This is a genomic window from Roseateles violae (genome assembly GCF_030410485.1).
GTDB classification, from domain to species: Bacteria; Pseudomonadota; Gammaproteobacteria; order Burkholderiales; family Burkholderiaceae_C; genus Roseateles_D; species Roseateles_D violae.
On record NZ_JAUHHC010000006.1, the window covers coordinates 173,696 to 193,393 of the forward strand.

General features: G+C 68.6%; 20 protein-coding genes. 12 read left to right on the forward strand and 8 right to left on the reverse strand.

The genetic code is table 11. The annotated features are described in order from the left end of the window. From QWJ38_RS21385 to QWJ38_RS21415, 7 genes are all read left to right on the forward strand, one after another. A complete protein-coding gene (locus QWJ38_RS21385; protein ID WP_290361165.1) occupies nt 1-906 on the forward strand; it encodes an EI24 domain-containing protein in 906 nt (301 codons plus the stop codon). Between the two features lie 11 nt (nt 907-917). Continuing rightward, on the forward strand, nt 918-1,709 hold the full coding sequence (locus tag QWJ38_RS21390; RefSeq protein WP_290361166.1) for a competence/damage-inducible protein A: 792 nt from the start codon (nt 918-920) through the stop codon (nt 1,707-1,709). A gap of 222 nt (nt 1,710-1,931) precedes the next feature. Then, nucleotides 1,932-3,347 (forward strand): type I glutamate--ammonia ligase, encoded by a 1,416-nt coding sequence (gene glnA / locus QWJ38_RS21395; protein WP_290361167.1) that lies wholly within the window; start codon nt 1,932-1,934, stop codon nt 3,345-3,347. A 123-nt stretch (nt 3,348-3,470) separates the two neighbouring features. Then, nucleotides 3,471-3,992: a hypothetical protein gene (locus tag QWJ38_RS21400; RefSeq protein WP_290361168.1), complete on the forward strand. Its 522-nt coding sequence runs from the start codon at nt 3,471-3,473 to the stop codon at nt 3,990-3,992. A 42-nt stretch (nt 3,993-4,034) separates the two neighbouring features. After that, nucleotides 4,035-5,141 (forward strand): nitrogen regulation protein NR(II), encoded by a 1,107-nt coding sequence (gene glnL, locus QWJ38_RS21405; RefSeq protein ID WP_290361169.1) that lies wholly within the window; start codon nt 4,035-4,037, stop codon nt 5,139-5,141. A 33-nt stretch (nt 5,142-5,174) separates the two neighbouring features. Then, nucleotides 5,175-6,665 carry a nitrogen regulation protein NR(I) gene (gene ntrC / locus QWJ38_RS21410; RefSeq protein ID WP_290361170.1) on the forward strand — a complete coding sequence of 497 codons (1,491 nt, stop codon included), beginning with the start codon at nt 5,175-5,177 and terminating at the stop codon, nt 6,663-6,665. Between the two features lie 140 nt (nt 6,666-6,805). Then, complete coding sequence (locus QWJ38_RS21415) at nt 6,806-7,267, forward strand: GNAT family N-acetyltransferase (protein ID WP_290361171.1); 462 nt, start codon at nt 6,806-6,808, stop codon at nt 7,265-7,267. A gap of 325 nt (nt 7,268-7,592) precedes the next feature. Here the strand turns inward: QWJ38_RS21415 and QWJ38_RS21420 are convergent, their stop codons facing one another. Next, nucleotides 7,593-8,111, reverse strand: coding sequence for a hypothetical protein (locus QWJ38_RS21420; RefSeq protein ID WP_290361172.1), 519 nt, complete (start codon nt 8,109-8,111; stop codon nt 7,593-7,595). Nucleotides 8,112-8,141: 30 nt separating this feature from the next. Next, on the reverse strand, nt 8,142-9,077 hold the full coding sequence (locus QWJ38_RS21425; protein WP_290361173.1) for an MBL fold metallo-hydrolase: 936 nt from the start codon (nt 9,075-9,077) through the stop codon (nt 8,142-8,144). 56 nt (nt 9,078-9,133) lie between these two features. Between QWJ38_RS21425 and def the strand changes: the two genes are divergently transcribed. Together def and QWJ38_RS21435 are read left to right on the forward strand one after the other, a co-directional pair. Then, a complete protein-coding gene (gene def / locus QWJ38_RS21430; RefSeq protein ID WP_290361174.1) occupies nt 9,134-9,676 on the forward strand; it encodes a peptide deformylase in 543 nt (180 codons plus the stop codon). Nucleotides 9,677-9,785: 109 nt separating this feature from the next. Next, the gene (locus QWJ38_RS21435; RefSeq protein ID WP_290361175.1) at nt 9,786-11,936 is read left to right on the forward strand and encodes a DUF6600 domain-containing protein; all 2,151 of its coding nucleotides are present in this window, start codon (nt 9,786-9,788) and stop codon (nt 11,934-11,936) included. 28 nt (nt 11,937-11,964) lie between these two features. On the opposite strand, the gene QWJ38_RS21440 is transcribed toward QWJ38_RS21435, so the two are convergent. Then, nucleotides 11,965-12,657: an arylesterase gene (locus QWJ38_RS21440; protein ID WP_290361176.1), complete on the reverse strand. Its 693-nt coding sequence runs from the start codon at nt 12,655-12,657 to the stop codon at nt 11,965-11,967. Nucleotides 12,658-12,670: 13 nt separating this feature from the next. Between QWJ38_RS21440 and QWJ38_RS21445 the strand changes: the two genes are divergently transcribed. Next, entirely contained in the window at nt 12,671-13,348 is a 678-nt protein-coding gene (locus tag QWJ38_RS21445; RefSeq protein WP_290361177.1) for an ABC transporter ATP-binding protein, read from the forward strand. Next, a complete protein-coding gene (locus tag QWJ38_RS21450; RefSeq protein ID WP_290361178.1) occupies nt 13,345-13,737 on the forward strand; it encodes a hypothetical protein in 393 nt (130 codons plus the stop codon). The genes QWJ38_RS21445 and QWJ38_RS21450 overlap by 4 nt, the downstream gene beginning before the upstream one ends. Nucleotides 13,738-14,046: 309 nt before the next feature. Here QWJ38_RS21450 and QWJ38_RS21455 read toward each other — a convergent pair whose 3' ends face one another. The 5 genes from QWJ38_RS21455 to QWJ38_RS21475 all read right to left on the reverse strand — a co-directional run bounded on the left by QWJ38_RS21455 (nt 14,047) and on the right by QWJ38_RS21475 (nt 17,752). Then, nucleotides 14,047-14,856 carry a peptidylprolyl isomerase gene (locus QWJ38_RS21455; RefSeq protein WP_290361179.1) on the reverse strand — a complete coding sequence of 270 codons (810 nt, stop codon included), beginning with the start codon at nt 14,854-14,856 and terminating at the stop codon, nt 14,047-14,049. A gap of 74 nt (nt 14,857-14,930) precedes the next feature. Then, the gene (locus QWJ38_RS21460) at nt 14,931-15,194 is read right to left on the reverse strand and encodes a BolA family protein (protein WP_290361180.1); all 264 of its coding nucleotides are present in this window, start codon (nt 15,192-15,194) and stop codon (nt 14,931-14,933) included. Then, the gene (locus QWJ38_RS21465; protein WP_290361181.1) at nt 15,191-15,844 is read right to left on the reverse strand and encodes a septation protein A; all 654 of its coding nucleotides are present in this window, start codon (nt 15,842-15,844) and stop codon (nt 15,191-15,193) included. The genes QWJ38_RS21460 and QWJ38_RS21465 overlap by 4 nt, the downstream gene beginning before the upstream one ends. A gap of 10 nt (nt 15,845-15,854) precedes the next feature. Next, nucleotides 15,855-16,271, reverse strand: a complete 417-nt coding sequence (gene msrB / locus QWJ38_RS21470; protein ID WP_290361182.1) for a peptide-methionine (R)-S-oxide reductase MsrB — start codon at nt 16,269-16,271, stop codon at nt 15,855-15,857. Continuing rightward, nucleotides 16,268-17,752, reverse strand: coding sequence for a protein adenylyltransferase SelO (locus QWJ38_RS21475; protein WP_290361183.1), 1,485 nt, complete (start codon nt 17,750-17,752; stop codon nt 16,268-16,270). Before QWJ38_RS21475 ends, msrB begins: the two co-directional genes overlap by 4 nt. A gap of 247 nt (nt 17,753-17,999) precedes the next feature. On the opposite strand from QWJ38_RS21475, the gene QWJ38_RS21480 reads away from it, so the two are divergent. Then, the gene (locus tag QWJ38_RS21480; protein WP_290361184.1) at nt 18,000-19,646 is read left to right on the forward strand and encodes a 3-(methylthio)propionyl-CoA ligase; all 1,647 of its coding nucleotides are present in this window, start codon (nt 18,000-18,002) and stop codon (nt 19,644-19,646) included. Nucleotides 19,647-19,698 lie beyond the last annotated feature (52 nt).

Consider the following 19,698-nt stretch of genomic DNA (forward strand, 5'->3'; position numbering starts at 1 on the left):
ATGGTGACCTCGATGGGCCGCGTGGCCGATGCCTTCTGGCGCGCAGCCGCCTACTGCCTGCATCCGCGCGTGATCGCGCTGTCGCTGTTGCCGCTGCTGCTGGCCTCCGGCCTGGCGATCGGCCTCGGCTATTTCTTCTGGGAGCCGGCGATCGACGCGGTGCGGGCGACCCTGGACTCCTGGCGCCTGATCGACACCATGCTGGGTTGGTTCAACTTCATCGGCGCCAACGAGTTCCGCTCGGCCCTGGCACCGGTGCTGGTGCTGGTGCTCTCGCTGCCGGTGCTGGTGGTGCTGAGCCTGCTGCTGGTCGCGCTGATGATGACGCCCTCGCTGGTGCGCCTGGTGACGGCGCGGCGCTTCCCGCAGTTGGAGCGCAAGCAGGGTGCCGCCTGGTGGCAGGGCGCGGCCTGGTCGCTGTGGAACGCCTTGCTGGCCCTGTTGGCGCTGCTGGTCAGCCTGCCCTTCTGGCTGATCCCGCCGCTGGTGCTGATCCTGCCGCCGGTGATCTGGGGCTGGTTGGGCTATCGCGTCTTCACCTTCGACGTGCTGGCCGAGCATGCCTCGGTGGTCGAGCGCCGCCGCCTGATGCGCGAGCACCGGCTGCCGCTGATGATGCTTGGCCTGGTGACCGGCTATCTGGGCGCGGCACCGGCCATGATCTGGGCGCTGAACGTGATCGCGATCGCGCTGGCCCCCTTCCTGGTGCTGGTCTCGATCTGGCTCTACACGCTGGTGTTCGCCTTCTCGACCTTGTGGTTCGCCCATTACGCGCTGGCCGCGCTGCAGGAACTGCGGGCGCGGCAGGGCGAGGCGGTCAAGCCCGCCGCCGCGGGCGAGATTCCGCCGCTGGCCGAGGTGCTGGATCCGGCCGCGCCGCCCTCGCCGCTGCTGCCGCCGATCTGAGGGCCCTGCCCATGAAGATTGGTCTGATCATCATTGGCGACGAGATCCTGTCCGGCAAGCGCGAGGACCGTCATCTGGCCCGGTTCATCGAGCTGCTGTCCGCGCGCGGCCTGAGCCTGTCCTGGGCGCAGTACCTGGGCGACGAGCGCGAGCACATCGCCGCGCAATTGCGCCTGGCCTTTGCCAGCGGCGATCTGGTGGTCTGCTGCGGCGGCATCGGCGCGACGCCGGATGACCACACGCGCCAGGCCGCCGCCGCGGCGCTGGACCGAGAACTGGTGCTGCACCCCGAGGCGCGCGAGCTGATCTGGCAGCGCATCCTGCAGATGGCCGCCGAGCAGGGCAGCAGCGCCGAGCCCGATCATCCGGACACCTTGCGGCGGCTGGAGATGGGCGTGTTCCCGGCCGGCGCCGAGATCGTGCCGAACCCTTACAACAAGATCCCCGGCTTCTCGGTCGGCAGCGTCTACTTCGTGCCCGGCTTTCCGGTGATGGCGCATCCGATGATGGAATGGGTGCTCGACCGCCATGCGGCGCTGCACCGGCCTGTCGGCGTGATCGAGCGCTCGCTGATCGTGCAGGGCGCGATGGAAGCCAGCCTGACCCCGCTGATGGAACGCATCGAGGCGGACTTTGCCGGCATCAAGGTGTTCAGCCTGCCCAGCGTCGACCACCCGCGCTGGGGCCGGCATATCGAGCTGGGCGTCAAGGGCGAGGCGGCCCAGTTGGACGCGGCCTACGCCGCGCTGAAGGCCGGCGTGCTTCAATTCGGTGCTGTCATAAGCACTGAAATGGTGCGATAGTCCGGCGGTCCAGGCACTCGAGCGGTGCATTGCGAGCTTGGGCCAGCCATCGCCGGCCCCATGCCGGCGCATAATGCCGCGGCGAATCGGCGATGCACCGTGACGGAGCCTGATGGAGCCGGGTTGGCACAAGTTCTGCTTACACGGACAGCGGCGCCTTGTTGATCGAGCGCGTGCCGAATTCGAACCAAATTCACAGCCTTTCCCCGCTAGGAGTTATTGATGGCCAAGACCGTCGCCGACGTGATGAACATGGTGAAGGAAAACGAAGTCAAGTTCGTTGACTTCCGCTTCACCGATACCCGTGGCAAGGAGCAGCACGTCACCGTGCCCGTGTCGCATTTCGACGATGACAAGTTCACGTCGGGCCACGCCTTCGACGGCTCCTCGATCGCCGGTTGGAAGGGCATCGAAGCCTCGGACATGCTGCTGATGCCGGATCCGAACACGGCCAATATCGACCCCTTCTTCGAAGAGCCGACCCTGATCCTTACCTGCGACGTCGTCGACCCCGCCGACGGCAAGGCCTATGAGCGCGATCCGCGCTCGCTGGCCAAGCGCGCCGAGGCCTATCTGAAGAGCAGCGGCCTGGGCGACACCGCCTTCTTCGGCCCCGAGCCCGAGTTCTTCGTCTTCGACAGCGTGCGCTGGGCCAACGATATGGCCGGCTCCTTCTTCAAGATCGAATCCGAAGAAGCTGCCTGGAACACCGGCAAGGAATACGAGCACGGCAACACCGGCTACCGTCCCAGCGTCAAGGGCGGCTACTTCCCGGTGCCGCCGGTCGATTCCTTCCAGGACATGCGCTCGGAGATGAGCCTGATCCTCGAGCAGTGCGGCATCCCGGTCGAGGTCCATCACCACGAAGTGGCGAACGCCGGCCAGATGGAGATCGGCACCAAGTTCAGCTCGCTGGTCCAGCGCGCCGACTGGCTGCAACTGCAGAAGTACATCATCGTCAACGTCGCCCATGCCTATGGCAAGACCGCGACCTTCATGCCCAAGCCCATCGTCGGCGACAACGGCAGCGGCATGCATGTGCACCAGTCGGTCTGGAAGGACGGCAAGAACCTGTTCGCCGGCGACGGCTATGCGGGCCTGTCGGAGTTCGCGCTGTACTACATCGGCGGCATCATCAAGCATGCCCGCGCGCTGAACGCGATCACCAACCCCGGCACGAACTCGTACAAGCGTCTGGTGCCCGGCTTCGAAGCCCCGGTCAAGCTGGCCTACTCGGCCAAGAACCGTTCGGCCTCGATTCGCATCCCCTATGTGGCGAACCCCAAGGGCCGCCGCATCGAGGCGCGCTTCCCCGATCCTTCCGCCAACCCCTACCTGGCCTTCAGCGCGCTGCTAATGGCCGGTCTGGACGGCGTCGAGAACAAGATCCATCCGGGCGAGGCCGCCACCAAGGACCTCTACCACCTGCCGCCGGAAGAGGACGCGAAGATCCCGACCGTCTGCCACAGCCTGGACCAGGCGCTGGACTACCTGGACAAGGACCGTGCATTCCTCACGAAGGGCGGCGTGTTCACCGATGCTTACATCGATGCCTATATCGAGCTGAAGATGCAGGAGGTGACCCGCTTCCGCATGGCCACGCACCCGGTCGAGTTCGATATGTACTACGCGCTCTGATGGCAATGGGCGGCGCGCGGGTGCTTCTCGCGGCGCGCCCCTGCCTCGCTGCATGCAAGGGACGGCCTCGGCCGTCCCTTTTGCTTGCGGCGGCCTGCTGCCCGGATGGGCCACAATCGCGCCATGCCGATTCCTCGTACCGCATTGACGACGATCTTGCTGGCCGCGACGGCGGCCACGGCCCAGGCCGCGGTCTACCGCTGCCCTGGCCCGCCGGTGCTCTACACCGATGCGCTGTCGGCCAAGGAGGCGCAGGACAAGGGCTGCCGCACGATCGAGGGCACGCCGATCACGGTGATGTCGGCGCCGCGGCCACGCCCGGCCGGCAGCGCGCCGAACGGCGCGCCGCTCAATGGCGGCGAGGCGCGCGCTTCGGCGGGTGGCGCTGATGCACGCATCGATCCGCAGCAGCAGCGCCAGCGCGACAACGAGCGCCGCCGCGTGCTCGAGACCGAGCTGCGCGAGGCCGAAGCGCGGCTGGCCACGGCCCAGGCCGAATACGCCGGCGGCAGTGGCGAGAAGCGCGGCGACGAAAGCCGCAACTACCAGAAATACCTGGACCGCATGGCCGAACTCAAGGCCAGCATCAATCGCCAGGAAACCGATATCCAGGCGCTCAAGCGCGAGATCAGCAAGCTGCCCTGAGGCGGCGGCACCCTCTCGCGTCGGGGCGGCCGGTCAGCCCCGATGAGCGAAGACCAAGAAAGCAAACCGCGCGACAGCGCGCGCTACGAGGCGCTGGACATGCTGGCCACGATGGTGGCCGTCGTCCACCCGGGCGGCGAATGCGTGTTTGCCAACGCCGCCTTCGAGAACGTGCTGCGGCTCTCGCGCCGCGCGGTGCAGCGCGGCAATCTGTTCGACTGGTTCCAGGATGCCGGCCGGCTCAGCGACACGGTCGCCGGCGTCGCCGCCAACACCTATTCGAGCAGCCGCTTCGACGCCTTGCTGCGCTGCGGCGCGCGGCCGCAGGAGGAACTGCTGCCGGTCCATGTGATCGTCTCGCAGATGGACGGCCCGGGTGGGGACGTGCTGGTCGAGCTGATCGAGAACGCGCAGCAGGCGCGGCAGGACCGCGAGGAGCGCAGCCTGGACCAGGTGCAGGCGACCAAGGAGCTGACGCGCAATCTGGCGCACGAGATCAAGAACCCGCTGGGCGGCATCCGCGGTGCCGCGCAGTTATTGGCGATGGAGCTCCCGGCCGATGAATATGGGCCCGAGCTGGCCGAATACACGCAGGTCATCATCCACGAGGTCGACCGACTGCAGTCGCTGGTCGACCGCCTGCTGGCGCCGCACCGCCACGCGCAGGTCGTGGCCGACGTCAACATCCATGAGATCTGCGAGCGGGTGCGTTCGCTGATCCTGGCCGAATACCCGCGCGGCCTGGCCATCGAGCGCGACTACGACACCTCGCTGCCGGATTTCCGCGGCGATCGCGAACAGCTGATCCAGGCGGTGCTGAACATCGTGCAGAACGCGGCCCAGGCGCTGCAGCGCCAGATCGCCGAAGGCGGCGCGCGCATCGTGCTGCGCACCCGGGTCGCACGCCAGGTCACCATCGGCAAACAGCGCTGGCGCTTGGCACTGGAATTGCATGTGGAGGACAACGGCCCCGGTGTGCCGGCGGAGATCTTCGACCGCATCTTCTATCCGCTCGTCTCCGGACGCGATGGCGGTTCCGGTCTGGGCTTGACGCTGTCGCAGACCATCGTCCAGCAGCACCAAGGCATGATCGACTGCGAGAGCGAACCGGGCCGGACCGATTTTCGAATTACCCTGCCTTTGCCCTAGCCGCATGGCGGCCGCGAAGGGGAGCATTGATTGATGAAATCCATCTGGGTTGTTGACGACGACCATTCGATCCGCTTTGTGCTCGAGAAGGCGCTCAGCCGCGAAGGCCTGCCGGTGCGCAGCTTCAGCAATGGCCGCGATCTGCTGGCCGCGCTGGACGAGGGCGACAGCCCGCAGGTGCTGGTCTCCGACATCCGCATGCCCGGCGGCTCGGGCCTGGACCTGCTGGCCAAGGTCAAGGAGAAGCTGCCCGGCCTGCCGGTCATCATCATGACCGCCTATTCGGACCTCGACAGCGCCGTCTCGGCCTTCCAGGGCGGCGCCTTCGAATACCTGCCCAAGCCCTTCGACCTGCCGCGCGCGGTCGAGCTGATCCGCCGCGCGCAGGAGGAGAGCCAGCGCGAGGCCGTGGCGGAGGAGGCCGCCGCGCAGGTGCCCGAGATGCTGGGCCAGGCACCGGCGATGCAGGACGTGTTCCGCGCGATCGGCCGGCTCAGCCAGAGCAATGTAACGGTGATGATCACCGGCGAGTCGGGCAGCGGCAAGGAACTGGTCGCGCGCGCGCTGCACAAGCACAGCCCGCGCGCCGATGGCCCCTTTGTGGCGATCAATACCGCGGCCATCCCCAAGGACCTGCTGGAAAGCGAGCTCTTCGGCCACGAGCGCGGCGCCTTCACCGGCGCGCAGGCGACCCGGCGCGGCCGCTTCGAGCAGGCCGACGGCGGCACGCTCTTCCTCGACGAGATCGGCGACATGCCGCTGGACCTGCAGACGCGCTTGCTGCGCGTGCTGTCCGACGGCCAGTTCTACCGTGTCGGCGGCCACAGCCCCTTGCGCAGCAATGTGCGGGTGATCGCGGCGACGCACCAGAACCTGGAGGAGCGGGTGCGCCAGGGCGCCTTCCGCGAGGACCTGTTCCACCGGCTGAACGTGATCCGCCTGCGCCTGCCACCGCTGCGCGAGCGGCGCGAGGACATCCCGATGCTGGCGCGCTACTTCCTGCAGCGCAGCGCGACCGAGCTGGGCGTCGAAGCCAAGCGCCTGTCCGACGCCGCGCTGGCGCGCATGGTCGGCTTCGACTTCCCCGGCAATGTGCGGCAGCTGGAGAACATCTGCCACTGGCTCAGCGTGATGGCACCCAGCCAGCTGATCGAGGCCAAGGACCTGCCGCAGGAGCTGATGGTGGCGCCGACGCCCGTTGCCGGCCCGGCCGGTGTGGCCGCCCCGGCCGCTGCGCCGCTTGCCGAGGCGCCGCAGGCGCCGCTGAGCTCGGCGGCGCCCGCGCTGCCCAGCTTCGGCGCCGGCCCCGACGCCTGGGTGGCCGAGATGGCCCGCGAGGCGCGCCGCCTGCTGGCCGCCGGCGAGCCCGATGTCTGGGATGCGCTGACTCGCCGCTTCGAGGCCAGCCTGATCCTGACCGCGCTCGACGTCACCCGCGGTCGCCGCATCGAGGCCGCGCAGAAGCTGGGCATCGGTCGCAACACGATCACGCGCAAGATTCAGGAGCTCGGGCTGGAGCCTTGAGCCCCTCGTCCAAGGAGTACCTTGGGCGGTCCCCCGAGGGGACGGCGATGCTCGCGGGGAATGCCCCGCTCGCACATCGCCACGCGGGCCGGCTTGGGAGCGGTCCGGCGCTCGGCCCGTAAAACGCAGACCAAGACATCTTGAAAATCGAACTCGACGACCTGAGCCGCCCGCAGATCCACGCGCTGCTGAACGAACACCTGCAAAGCATGTACGAGCTGTCGCCGCCGGAGAGCGTCCATGCATTGGACCTGTCCAAGCTGCGCCGGCCCGAGATCAGCTTCTGGAGCGTCTGGGACGGCGAGCAACTGCTCGGCTGCGGCGCGCTGAAGGAGCTGGACAAGCGCCATGGCGAGATCAAGTCGATGCGCACACCTCAGCAGCTGCGCCGCCGTGGCGCCGGCCGCGCGGTGCTGAGCCATATCGTCGCCGTCGCCCGTGAGCGCGGCTATGAGCGGCTGAGCCTGGAGACCGGCCCGGCCGACGGCGGCTTCGAGGCGGCGCATCGGCTCTACCGCAGCTTCGGCTTCGAGGACTGCGGACCGTTCGCCGACTACAAGCCGGACCCGTTCAGCGTGTTCATGACACTGGCGCTGCGCTGATAGCGGACCATGACCGCGGCAGTTAGGCATTAAATTCAGGTGCAGGCCTAGATGCCTGAGAGGGCCGCTAACATGGGGCGAACCGACTACTGGCTCCATGATGTGCCTGCTCAATTTGCATCGTGCCGTCGGGGCGCTGGCCCTCTTGTTCTGCATGCGGGTCCATGCCCACATTCCGTTTATCTTCGACTGGGTATGCCCGCTGGACGGCGAACGCTTCAGCAGTGTCAGTGAGTACCCTGGGGCGCGGGGCGAACGGCCTGATTTCGCCGCCGGCGGTGTCAACGCCTACCTGGATGGACGGCACTGGGGTATCCCGCCGCGTCTAGTAGCAAGAGCACCGCAGTGCCCAGGCAATGGTTTTGTCCTTTACAAGGAAAAGTTCAGCAAACAAGAACTTTCGCGGCTCAGGGGCTTGGTCGCGTCCAGCGAGTATCAGCGCCTGCGTTCGGAAGTCGATCGGCATGAATTGCAGATTTGGCTGCGCCGAGCGATGGGGGCGCGGGAGCAGGATTTGCGCTATGACTTGTTGCACGCCAGCTGGCAGGCCGGGGACGAGGCGGCTTATCGACCCAGAGCCAGAGCGGCCCTGGCCGCTTTCACCCTTGCGTTGCAGCGCTCCAGCGTTGACAACCTTGAGCGTCTGACGGACGAGATGGTCGCCGGCGATCTCGAACGCCGCCTGCGCTACTTCGATGCGGCGAGGCAGCGATTCGAGGGACTCCGCTCGCAGGGAGAACGGTTGCGGGCTGTGGCGGGATTGCCGGAGATCGTTGACTATCAGCTGGTACTCATTCAAAAGCGGGATAGCGCGCCGCACCTGACCCTTGCTGCGCAGGAGCAACTGCGCTATCTGCAGCGGCTTCCGAGTGAGTCACCGGTCCAGCCAGACCGCCAGCCCCTGCGCATTCAGCTCGATGTCCATCGCCAGCAGCTGCAGCTGCCGCTCCGGCGCCAGCATCGAGCCATGGGCACGCAGGCGTTCCAGATAGATCGCCGCCAGGCCGGCCTTCAGCCGTTCGTGGCGCTCGTCCGCATCCTTCAGCGCCAGCGCCAGCGCCACCATCTCGTCGATCTGGCCCAGCAGCAGCGCGGCCAGGCGCTCGACCTCGCCGACGCGGCCGTAGTGCGTCAGATACATGGACTGGGGGCCGAGGCCCAGCAGCCGCGCGATCGAGGCCTTCAGCGCCGGCGGGTCGAACTGCACCGGCGTGCTGGTCGGCAGGATCCAGGGACCTTGCCGCGTGTCGAACTCGCGGTAGGACAGGCCGAAGGTGTCGCCGGTGAAGCAGCCGCGGCTTTGCGCGTCCCAGATGCAATGGTGATGCCGCGCATGGCCCGGCGTGTCGAGGATCAGCAGCGGCCGGCCGGCCAGCTCGATCACCTGGCCATCACGGCTCGCCTCGACGCGTTCGGCCGGCACCGGGACCAGCTCGCCATAGGAGCGCTGCATCTCCTGCTCGCCATAGACGGCCAGCGCGCCGTCCCACAGCGCGCGCGGATCGACCATATGGCGCAGGCCGCGCGGATGCACCAGCAGGCGCGCGGTGGGCAGCGACTGCATCAGCAGGCCGACGCCGCCGGCATGGTCGAGGTGCACATGGGTCGGGATCACCCAGTCGACGCCGTCCGGCGCCAGGCCCAGCCGGTCGAGCGCCGCCAGCAGCCGCGGCACGGCATGGTTGGTGCCGGTGTCGATGAAGGCGGCGCGGCCGTTCTCGACGACGAGATAGGCGGCGTCGAAGCGCGGGCGCTGGAAGCCGGTGTCGATCGCGTAGAGGCCATGGCCGAGATCCTCGATGAAGTCCATGCCGTCCGTCTCCTTCTTAGAATGCGGCAGCAACGATAGCGCAGGGAGACGAGCGAATGGCCGTGCACGAGATTCTGAAGATGGGCGACCCGCGGCTCTTGCGGGTGGCCAAGCCGGTGCCCGCGAGCGACTTCGGCTCGCCGGCGCTGAAGACGCTGATCGCCGATATGTTCGAGACCATGGTGGCCGCCAATGGCGCCGGCCTGGCCGCGCCGCAGATTGGCGTCGATCTGCAGCTGGTGATCTTCGGCTATGAGCGCAATGTGCGCTATCCGGACGCGCCACCGGTGCCGCCGACCGTGCTGATCAACCCGGTCATCACGCCGCTGGACGAGCGGATGGAGGAGGGCTGGGAAGGCTGCCTCTCGGTGCCCGGCCTGCGCGGCGTTGTCGAGCGCCATGCGCGGCTGCGCTACAGCGGCTTCGACGCCGACGGCCGGCCTATCGAGCGCGAGGCCGAGGGCTTCCACGCCCGCGTGGTCCAGCATGAATGCGACCACCTGCTGGGCCTGCTCTACCCGATGCGGGTGAAGGACTTCAGCCGCTTCGGCTTCACCTCGGTGCTGTTCCCCGAACTCGATCCGAACAGCGACGATTGAGCGGGATGGTGCCGGCCGGCTGTTGAAAAGTTTTGTAAGACGGTCGGCGGCGGGCGGCGCTCGGGCGTTGTATCCCAACCGAGGAGCCCCCTTTGCCCACCAACGCCGCATGAACGCAGCCGCCCCCCAAACATCGCACCGAATTGCCGGCCTCTGGCGCCGCGCGCTCTGGTTCCAGCTGGCGCTGGCCCTGCTGATAGGCCTGGCCCGCCCGGCCGCCGCGCAGAGCGAGCTGCAGATGGCCGACCCGCCGGCGCGCGTCGGCCGCATTGCCGAGGTCTATGGCGATGCCTGGCTGTTCGATACCGAGGCCAAGGACTGGGTGCGCGTCTCCCGCAACCAGACCATTGGCCAGGGCGATCGCCTGCGCACCGACGAGCGCTCGCGCGTCGCGCTGCGCATCGGCTCGACCAGCGTCTGGCTGGACGAGCGCAGCGATCTGGAGTTCACCCTGCTCGACGAGGGCCAGGTGCTGCTGTCGCTGGACAAGGGCGATCTGGGCCTGCGCCTGCGCTCGCCGGATGCGGCGACCGACTACAAGATCCGCACCCGCGAGGGCACGCTGATTCCCGAGAACAAGGGCCTGTACCGGATCGAGCAGATCGACCGCGGCGCGCGCGCCTTCGCCTGGGCGGGGCGGCTGCGCTTCGAATCGTCGCGCGGCAGCGAGATTGCCCCGACCCTGCTGGAACCCGGCGAGCAGGCCGAGTTCTGGTGGGCCGGCGGTCCGCGCGTCGAGCGCCAGCGCATCGAGGGCAACAACGACGGCTTCGCCGACTGGATGCTGAGCCAGGACCAGCGCGAGGCCGGCATTGCCGTCGCCGAGAGCCAGCGCTATGTGTCGCCGGAGATGACCGGCGCCGAGGAACTCGATCGCCACGGCCGCTGGGAGCAGTCGCCCGAGTACGGCGCCGTCTGGACGCCTTACCAGGTCGCCGTCGACTGGGCCCCCTATCGCTATGGCCACTGGGCCTGGACGCGCTACTGGGGCTGGGCCTGGGTCGACGACGCGCCCTGGGGCTTCGCGCCGTTCCACTATGGCCGCTGGGTCATGTGGGGCGGTCGCTGGTGCTGGGCGCCGGGCCGCTATGTGGCGCGGCCGGTCTACTCGCCGGCCCTGGTCGCCTGGGTGGGCACCGGCGCGGTCAGTGTCGGCGTCAGCGTCGGCGGCCGCCCGCCGCCGCCGCGCTATGGCTGGTATCCGCTGGCCCCGCGCGAGAACTATGTGCCGGCCTACCGCCATACGCCGACCTATATGCGCCGCATCAACGGCGACCATGATCCGGTGACGGTCGAGCGCCCGCACCGCAACCGCGACGTCGCCGGCGCGATCAGCTACCTGCCGGCGCACACCGGTCCGGCGCGGCCGCTGCCGCCGCAGGCCGTGCCAAGGGAGCAGCTGCGTCCGATGCCGGCTCCGCCGCCGCGCAATGAATTCGTCGGCATGGCACGGCCCGATGCCGGCAATGCCCGCCCGGCGCCGCCGACTATGGGCTGGCGCAGCAACGAACCGGGCGGCCGCCGTGGTGATCGCGATCGTGGCGAGCGCGCGGGCCCGCCGCGCCCCGAGCGCACGCCGCCGGCCCAGCAGCTGCAGGTCCAGCCGCAACAGCCCCAGCAGGAGCTGCCGCCGATGTCGCTTCCCGAGCGTGCGCAGCGCGGGCTGCTGCCGCAGCAGCAGGCGCAGCAACCGCAAGCGCAACCGGTGCCGCAACAGCAGCGGCCCTGGCAGGCCGGCCGCGGCGATCAGCAGCCGCAGCCGCAGCGCGAGGCCCCGACCGTCGTGCCGCGCGCGATGCCGCCGAACGGCGCCGTCGACCTCATGACGCCCAATGCGCAGCGCCAGATGGAGCGTGCCCAGGAGCGGCTGCAGGAACGCAGCGCCGAACAGCAGCCGCAGCGGCAGGAGCAGAGGCAGGAGCAAGGCTGGCGGCGCCACCAGGCCGAGCGCATGCAGCAGCAGCAACAGGAACAGCAGCAGCAACGCCAGGAGCAGCAACGCCAGGAGCAGCAGCAGGCCCCGCAAGGCATCCGGCCGCAGATCCAGCAGCAGCCGCAGCCCTATTCGCGTCCGGTCGAGCCGCCGCGCGCTGCGCAGGCGCAGCCTCAGCAGCAGGCGATGCCGCAGCCGGTGATCGCGCCGCCACCGCAGCCGCAACAGCCGTCGCCGCAGCAACAACACCGCGGCCGCGGCGGCGACAGCAACGACGACGGCAACCGCGGCTCGCGCTCCGGCCGCGCCGGCCAGCAGGAGCGCTGAGCGTCAGGGGGCCATGCCCGCCGCTCGCTCAGAGCAGCGGCTGCAGCGCCGGCCAGACATTGTCCAGCATCTGCGGATGCGCCCGCGCCAGCGGGTGGATGCGGTCGGCCTGGAACCAGGCCTCGGCGTCGGGCCGGTCGGCCACGCCCTTCAGCAGAAAGGGCACGAGGGCGACCTTCTCCGTCTGGGCGACCCGCTCGTACAGCGCCGCGAAGTCGCGCCCGTAGCTGGCGCCGTAATTCGGCGGCAGTTGCATGCCCAGCAGCAGCACCTTGGCGCCGGCCGCCTTGGCGGCCTTCACCATCGCCAGCAGATTGTCCTCGCTGCTCTTCAGCGGCAGGCCGCGCAGGGCGTCGTTGCCGCCCAGCTCGATGATGACGATGGCCGGCTTGCGCTGCTGCAGCAGCGCCGGCAGCCGCGCGCGTCCGCCGGCCGTCGTGTCGCCGCTGATGCTGGCATTGAGCAGCTGCTGCGGGCGCTTTTGCTGCGCCAGCCGCTGCTCGAGCAGCGCGACCCAGCCCTGGCCGCGCGGCAGGCCGTACTCGGCCGACAGGCTGTCGCCGAGGACCAGGATCAGCGGCCCTGCCGACGCTGCCTGCTTGGCCGCCGCGGCGCTGGCAAGACCTGGCACCGTGAGGGCCAGCGCCAAGGCGCTACAGTGCAGCAGGTATCCTCGCCGATTCGGCGGCGCTCCAGGCGCTCCACGACCATCACGCTTCATCACCATCCTGTCCATGTCCGTCCATCTGATCGAAGTCGACGCCGTCAGCAAGAAGGTGCAGGACGCCACCGGCGAGCTGACGATTCTGCATGACATCAGCTTCGGCCTGCGCGAACGCGAGTCGGTTGCCATCGTCGGCGCCTCCGGCTCGGGCAAGAGCACCTTGCTGGCCATCCTGGCCGGGCTGGACCGGCCCAGCAGCGGCACCGTGCGCCTGCGCGGCCAGGACCTGTTCGCGCTCAGCGAAGACCAGCGCGCCGCCGTGCGCGGCGCCGAGCTCGGCTTCGTGTTCCAGAGCTTCCAGCTGCTGCCGAACCTGAACGCGCTGGAGAACGTGATGCTGCCGCTGGAGTTGCGCGGCGAGCGCGAGGCCAAGGCGCTGGCGACGCGGATGCTGGAGCGCGTCGGCCTCGGCCAGCGCCTGGGCCATTACCCGCGCGTGCTGTCCGGCGGCGAGCAGCAGCGGGTCGCGCTGGCGCGCGCCTTCGTCCAGCGGCCGGCGCTCTTGCTGGCCGATGAACCGACCGGCAGCCTCGACTTCGCCACCGGCGCCCAGGTGATGGCGCTGATGTTCGAGATGAACCGCGAGGCCGGCACGACCCTGGTGCTGGTCACCCACGACCCGGCGATCGCGCAGCGCTGCGAGCGGCAGCTGCATATCGAGGCCGGCACCCTGTCCCCGCTGCAATGAGGCGCCGGCTGCGCTCGGCGGCGCTGGCGCTCCTGGGCCTGCTGGCGCTGACCTTTGTCTTCTTCCGCTGGACGCCACTGGCGCTGCCCGGCGTCGAAGTGATGCCCGAGGCCTGCCGCTTCGAGCCGACGACCGCGGCGCCGGCACGCGGCGCCTGGTCCGGCACGCGCTACGAGCTGCTGATCGAGCAGACGCAGAACTGCGCCGACGTGCTGGACAGCGCCGCGGTGCAGCGCCTGGGCGGCCATCTGTTCGTGCGCGCGCGCTACCGCGCCCCGGGCGACGGCGTGGCCACCGGCTGCAACTGCCTGCACCGCAGCCGGCTCCTCATTCCGGACCTGCCGCCGCAGCCGCAGGACTTCCGGATCCACGTCTATGGCTGGCTCTGATCAGGCCCGGCCGGCCGTGTCGAAGATCGAGTGGCCGGAGACCGGATCGGTGACGCCGAGCTCCGGGCTGAACACGTCCAGCAAGGCCCGCATCCGGTCCAGATTGCCGCGCTGTCGCCGGTCTTGGCGGACATGGCGACGGCTCCTTGTGCGGCAGGGTGGGGCGCCCATACTAGCGAGCGCAGGCCGCCTGGCGGCACGCCGGGCGGCCGATGTAACCCATAGCAGCTTCCTGCCGGCGATCGCGCGGGCAAGAAAAAACCGCGCGAGCCGATGGCGCCGCGCGGTCTTGCCGAAAGCCGGCCGGCTTTACTGCTGGTTGCCGAACTTGTAGTCGGTCTTGGCCTTGGCGCGCAGCTCTTCCTGGAAGGCGGCGAGCTTTTGCTGGCCCATGCGCTGGATGATCTGGCCCTTGACGTCCTCGAAGGCCGGGAAGGTCTGCGGGCGGGTGTCGTCCAGGCGGATGATGTGGTAGCCGAACTGGCTCTTGACCGGCTCGGCCGTCATCTCGCCCTTTTGCAGCTTGACCAGCGCGTCGCTGAATTCCTTGACGTAGTTGTTCGGGGCGGACCAGTCCAGGTCGCCGCCGTTGGCGCCCGAGCCCGGATCCTTGGAGTTCTTCTTCGCGACGTCCTCGAACTTGCTGCCGCCCTTGATTTGGGCGATCAGGTTCTTGGCGTCCTCTTCCTTCTCCACCAGGATGTGGCTGGCGCGGTACTCGGTGCCCGAGTTGGCGGCCTTGAACTTGTCGTACTCGGCCTGCGCCTCGGCATCCGACACCGGGTTCTTCTTCGCGTAGTCGGCGAACAGCTCACGGATCATCAGCGACTGCTTGGTCAGCTCGAGCTGGGCCTGGTAGTCGGCGCTGGCGGGGATGCCGCGGCGGGCCGCTTCCTGCATGAAGATCTCGCGCAGCACGACCTCGTCCTTGACCTTGGCCTCCAGCTCCGGGGTGCGCGGCTGGCCGCTCTTGGTGACCTGGCCGATCAGCAGGTCGACGCGCGACTTCGGCACCGGCTTGCCGTTGACGATGGCGACGTTCTGCGCACTGGCCGACATCGGCAGCAGCGCGGCGGCGGACAGGGCCGCGGCAGCGGCGGCAAGCACAATCTTCTTCATGGATGGGGAGCAGCTAGGGGTAAAAAAATGGCGCCAGCGTGGCGCTTGTCTCTATGGAGGTGTTCGCGGAAGACTCAGCCTTCGTCCGGTGCGCGGGCATCGATGGCCAGCGCATGGATGCCCTGCTGCATCAACTCGGCCAAGCAATGATATACGAGCCGGTGGCGGGCCACTCGGTGAAGACCTGTAAAGCGCGCGCTGACGATGGCGACGCTGAAATGCGCGCCCTCGCGAGCGCCGGCATGGCCCGCGTGCAGATGGCTGTCGTCCTGCACGCTCAGCGCCAGCGGCTGCAGGCCCTCGCGCAGGCGCTGCTCGATCGTCTGCGCCAGGCTCATGGCTTGGCGGCCTCGTCGCCGGCGTTCTCGGCCTCGGGCTCGGGCAGGTGGCGGCTCAGATAGACGCCTTGCGCCAGGGTGAAGAGCAGGATCAGGCCGGTCACGCCGAAGACCTTGAAGTTGGCCCAGGCCGAGGTCGAGAAGTTGTAGGCGACGTAGAGATTGACGATGCCCAGAGCGCCGAAGAACAGCACCCAGGCACGGTTCAGCCGCGCCCAGATCGGATCGGGCAGCTGCAGCTCGCCGCCCAGCATCGCGCGGATCAGGTTCTTGCCGAAGAAGGCCGCGCTGGCCCAGAACACCAGCGCCATCGCCCAGTACAGGCCGCTGGGCTTCCACTTGATGAAGGTCTCGTTGTGGAACCAGACCGTCGCGCCGCCCAGGGTGACGACCAGGCCCAGGCTGATCCACAGCATCAGGTCGATCTTCTGGCCGCGCAGCTTGACGATCAGCGCCTGCGCCAGGGTCGCGATCATCACGACCAGGGTCGCCAGCAGCACCGGCGCCTCCTCGCTGCCGACCACGCCGCCCGAGACCAGGAAGCCGAAATGGGTGCTGGCAAAGCTGGCGGCCCAGGCGGCATGCGATTCCGCATACTTGAAGGCGCCGAAGAACAGGATCAGCGGCAGGAAGTCGAGCAATAGCTTCATCGGTCGGGGATCAGGGTTTCGGCGCGAAGTCTATCGCGGCCGAGTTAATGCAGAAGCGCTCGCCGGTCGGCTCGGGGCCGTCGGGGAAGACATGGCCCAGGTGCGAGCCGCAGTTATTGCAGCGCACCTCGACCCGCACCATGCCGTGGCTCTTGTCGACGACGCGCTCGATCACCTCGCTGTTCACGGGCGCCCAGTAGCTGGGCCAGCCGCAGCCGGCGTCGAACTTGGTGTCGGCCTCGAACAGCGGCGTGCCGCAACCGACGCATTTGTACTGGCCGGCGTCCCAATGGTCCCAGTACTTGCCGGTGAAGGCGCGCTCGGTGGCGGCGTGGCGGGCCACCTGGTATTGCATGGGGTCCAGCTCGGCGCGCCATTCGGCGTCGCTTTTCTGGACCGGGTATTTCTTGTCGTCGTGTGCGCTCATGATGAACAGGAGACCTCCAGGGTTTGAGCCCAGTCGGGCGGGAAGTCGGCGTCCGATGCCAACTCCGGTTCGTCGAAGGGGCGCTGCAAAACTTTCAGCAGCCGCGCGATCTCGCCGAAATCACCGCCCTGGGCCGCGCGGATCGCGCCCTCGGCGAGGTGGTTGCGCAGCACGACGGCCGGGTTGACGGTCTTCATCCGCAGCGCGCGCTCCGCATCGACGCTGGCCTCGGCGGCCAGCCGCGCGCGGTAGCGCTCGGCCCAGGCGTCGAAGGCCGCGCGGTCAAGGAAGAGGTCGCGCAGCGGCTCGGGCGCCGCACCGAACTCGGCCAGGCGCCGGTGCGCGATCGTGAAGTCACTGCGGCCGGCGGCCAGCAGCTTCAGCCAGTCGTCGATCAGCGCCTGATCGCCGTCCAGCGCCTGGACCAGGCCCAGCTTGGCGCGCAGCCGCGCCATCAGCGCGGCCGGGAACACGCTCTTGTAGGCATCCAGCGCGGCGATCAGCCGTTCGCCGGCGGCCTCGGGCGGCTCGTCCAGCAGCGGCAGCATCGCCTGCGCCAGCGCATGCAGATTCCAGAAGGCGATGTTCGGCTGGCGTGCGTAGGCGTAGCGGCCCTGGTGGTCCGAGTGGTTGCAGACATGGCCGGGATCGAAGCCGTCGAGGAAGCCGAAGGGGCCGTAGTCGATGGTCAGGCCCAGCATCGACATATTGTCGGTATTCATCACGCCATGGCAGAAGCCGACCGCCTGCCAGGCGGCGATCAGCTCGGCCGTCTGGGCCGCGACCTTCTCGAGCAGGGCGACGTAGCGGTTCTCGGCCTCCAGGCAGTCCGGCGCATGCTGCTCGATGAAGAAATCGGCCAGGCGGCGCAGCGCCGCATGCTGGTCGCTGTGGGCGAAATGCTCGAAATGCCCGAAGCGGATGAAGCTCGGCGCGACGCGGGTGACCACGGCGGCCGTCTCGATGGTCTCACGCCGCACCGGCAGCGCCGAACCGGTGATGGCCAAGGCGCGCGTGGTCGGGATGCCCAGGGCGGCCATCGCCTCCGAGCAGAGGAATTCGCGGATCGACGAGCGCAGCACCGCGCGGCCGTCGCCCATGCGGGAGTAGGGCGTCAGCCCGGCGCCCTTCAGCTGCAGTTCCTGCGGGCCGTTCGGCGTGTCGAGCTCGCCCAGCAGCAGCGCGCGGCCGTCGCCCAGCTGGCCGGCCCAGACGCCGAACTGGTGGCCGCTGTAGACGCTGGCCAGCGGCCGCATGCCGAGCCAGCTGGCGTTGCCGCTGAGCACATGGAGCGCATTCCAGTCGGGCCGGCTCGCCCAGTCGGCGGGCCAGCCCAGCAACTCGGCGCAGGCCGGGCTTTGTGCCACCCAGTGCGGTGCCGGCATGCCGCTGGCGGCCAGCTCGGTATAGAAATCCGCGCCCAGGCCGGCAAAGCGATTGAGCCAGGCCGTAGGCAGCGGGCGGAGATCGGGCGCATTCATCGAACCAGTGTAGCCAGCGGCTCCCGGCCGCGCCGGGGCGGGGCTTCTCCGACGCGCTACACCGGGCTGTCGTTCATCCGCCGGAGCGCGTGCGGCGGCCGAGGACACCATCTCGGTGCGCTCTGCAGTGAATACCCTAGGCCCGGTGGCCTGCGCGGTGTAACGAGGGTGACTATGAGCGCCTGGAGCGCTGCATTAGACTGGTTCGGACAGGCCGCTCGACGGCCCACAGAACAGGAGACGGCAGATGGCGTTGATGGGTCAGATGATGGCGAGCCCCTTGTTGATCTCGTCGCTGATCAAGCATGCGGCCCGGCATTCCGGCGAGACCGAGATCGTCAGCAAGCGCGTCGAGGGCGACATCCACCGCTATGGCTGGCGCGACGCCGAGCTGCGCGCCCGCAAGCTGGCCCAGGCCTTCGCCCGGCTCGGCTGCCGCCCCGGCGATCGCATCGGCACCCTGGCCTGGAACGGCTACCGCCATCTGGAGATCTATTACGGCAGCTCCGGCTCCGAGCTGGTCTGCCACACGATCAACCCGCGGCTCTTCCCCGAGCAGATCGCCTGGATAGGCAACGACGCGCAGGACAGCGTGCTGTGCTTCGACCTGACGTTTCTGCCCCTGGTCGAGAGGCTGGCGCCGCAGCTGAAGAGCGTGCGCCACTTCATCGCGATGACAGACCGCGCACACATGCCGGCCGAGAGCTCGATCGCGAATCTGCTCTGCTACGAGGAGCTGGTCGAGGCCGAGGACGGAAACTACGCCTGGCCCGATTTCGACGAGAACACCGCGTCCAGCATCTGCTACACCTCGGGCACCACCGGCAACCCCAAGGGCGCCGTCTACAGCCACCGCTCGACCCTGCTGCATGCCTTCGCCGCGGCGCTGCCCGATGCGATGGACTGCTCGGCGCGCGACGTCGTGCTGCCGGTCGTGCCGATGTTCCACGTCAATGCCTGGGGCATCCCCTACAGCGGCGCCCTGGTCGGCTGCAAGCTGGTGATGCCGGGCCCGTACCTGGATGGCAAGTCGCTGTACGAGCTGTTCGAGACCGAGAAGGTCTCCTTCAGCGCCGGCGTGCCGACGGTCTGGCTGGGCCTGCTGAACTACGTCAAGGCCAACGGCCTGAAGTTCTCCACCTTCAAGCGCACGGTGATCGGCGGCTCGGCCTGCCCCCCGGCGATGATGAAGACCTTGCAGGAGGACTATGGCGTCGAGGTCATCCATGCCTGGGGCATGACCGAGATGTCGCCTTTGGGCACCCTGGCCAAGCTGACCTCGCGCCAGCTCGAGTTGCCCGCCGAGCAGCAGCAACGCGCGCTGGAGAAGCAGGGCAAGGTGATCTACGGCGTCGACATGGCGGTCGCCGACGACGAGGGCCGCGAGCTGCCCTGGGACGGTGCGAGTTCCGGCAATCTGCTGGTGCGCGGGCACTGGGTGATCGCGCGCTACTTCGGCCACACGGATTCGCCGCTGGTCGCGCTGGACGGACGGCCCGGCTGGTTCCCGACCGGCGATGTGGCGACGATCGACGAGTACGGCTTCATGCAGATCACCGACCGCAGCAAGGACGTGATCAAGTCCGGCGGCGAGTGGATCAGCTCGATCGACCTCGAGAACATCGCGATGGCGCACCCGGCCGTCTTCGAGGCGGCGGCGATCGCCAGCCCGCATCCGAAGTGGGACGAGCGACCGCTGCTGGTGGTCGTCAAGAAGCCCGATGCCGAGCTGACGCGTGAGCAGATGCTGGCCTTCTTCGATGGCCGCATCGCCAAATGGCAGATCCCCGACGACGTCGTTTTCGTCACCGAGATTCCGCACACGGCCACCGGCAAGATCCAGAAGCTCAGGCTGCGCGAGCAGTTCAAGAGCCACCGCCTGCCGGGCACCTGATCGAATCCGTGGCGCTTCGGGGTAAATCCCCAAGCTGACGGACGCCGGCGTC

Excerpts from the sequence above, each read along its gene's own strand:
- QWJ38_RS21455 (WP_290361179.1), bottom strand. The coding sequence starts at position 14,856 with ATGAAGAAGATTGTGCTTGCCGCCGCTGCCGCGGCCCTGTCCGCCGCC.
- QWJ38_RS21460 (WP_290361180.1), bottom strand. The coding sequence starts at position 15,194 with ATGAGCCTGGCGCAGACGATCGAGCAGCGCCTGCGCGAGGGCCTGCAG.
- glnL (WP_290361169.1), top strand. The coding sequence starts at position 4,035 with ATGAGCGAAGACCAAGAAAGCAAACCGCGCGACAGCGCGCGCTACGAG.
- QWJ38_RS21465 (WP_290361181.1), bottom strand. The coding sequence starts at position 15,844 with ATGAAGCTATTGCTCGACTTCCTGCCGCTGATCCTGTTCTTCGGCGCC.
- QWJ38_RS21450 (WP_290361178.1), top strand. The coding sequence starts at position 13,345 with ATGAGGCGCCGGCTGCGCTCGGCGGCGCTGGCGCTCCTGGGCCTGCTG.
- QWJ38_RS21385 (WP_290361165.1), top strand. The coding sequence starts at position 1 with ATGGTGACCTCGATGGGCCGCGTGGCCGATGCCTTCTGGCGCGCAGCC.
- QWJ38_RS21425 (WP_290361173.1), bottom strand. The coding sequence starts at position 9,077 with ATGGACTTCATCGAGGATCTCGGCCATGGCCTCTACGCGATCGACACC.
- msrB (WP_290361182.1), bottom strand. The coding sequence starts at position 16,271 with ATGAGCGCACACGACGACAAGAAATACCCGGTCCAGAAAAGCGACGCC.
- QWJ38_RS21475 (WP_290361183.1), bottom strand. The coding sequence starts at position 17,752 with ATGAATGCGCCCGATCTCCGCCCGCTGCCTACGGCCTGGCTCAATCGC.
- QWJ38_RS21435 (WP_290361175.1), top strand. The coding sequence starts at position 9,786 with ATGAACGCAGCCGCCCCCCAAACATCGCACCGAATTGCCGGCCTCTGG.
- QWJ38_RS21400 (WP_290361168.1), top strand. The coding sequence starts at position 3,471 with ATGCCGATTCCTCGTACCGCATTGACGACGATCTTGCTGGCCGCGACG.
- QWJ38_RS21440 (WP_290361176.1), bottom strand. The coding sequence starts at position 12,657 with ATGAAGCGTGATGGTCGTGGAGCGCCTGGAGCGCCGCCGAATCGGCGA.
- glnA (WP_290361167.1), top strand. The coding sequence starts at position 1,932 with ATGGCCAAGACCGTCGCCGACGTGATGAACATGGTGAAGGAAAACGAA.
- QWJ38_RS21445 (WP_290361177.1), top strand. The coding sequence starts at position 12,671 with ATGTCCGTCCATCTGATCGAAGTCGACGCCGTCAGCAAGAAGGTGCAG.
- ntrC (WP_290361170.1), top strand. The coding sequence starts at position 5,175 with ATGAAATCCATCTGGGTTGTTGACGACGACCATTCGATCCGCTTTGTG.
- def (WP_290361174.1), top strand. The coding sequence starts at position 9,134 with ATGGCCGTGCACGAGATTCTGAAGATGGGCGACCCGCGGCTCTTGCGG.
- QWJ38_RS21390 (WP_290361166.1), top strand. The coding sequence starts at position 918 with ATGAAGATTGGTCTGATCATCATTGGCGACGAGATCCTGTCCGGCAAG.
- QWJ38_RS21480 (WP_290361184.1), top strand. The coding sequence starts at position 18,000 with ATGGCGTTGATGGGTCAGATGATGGCGAGCCCCTTGTTGATCTCGTCG.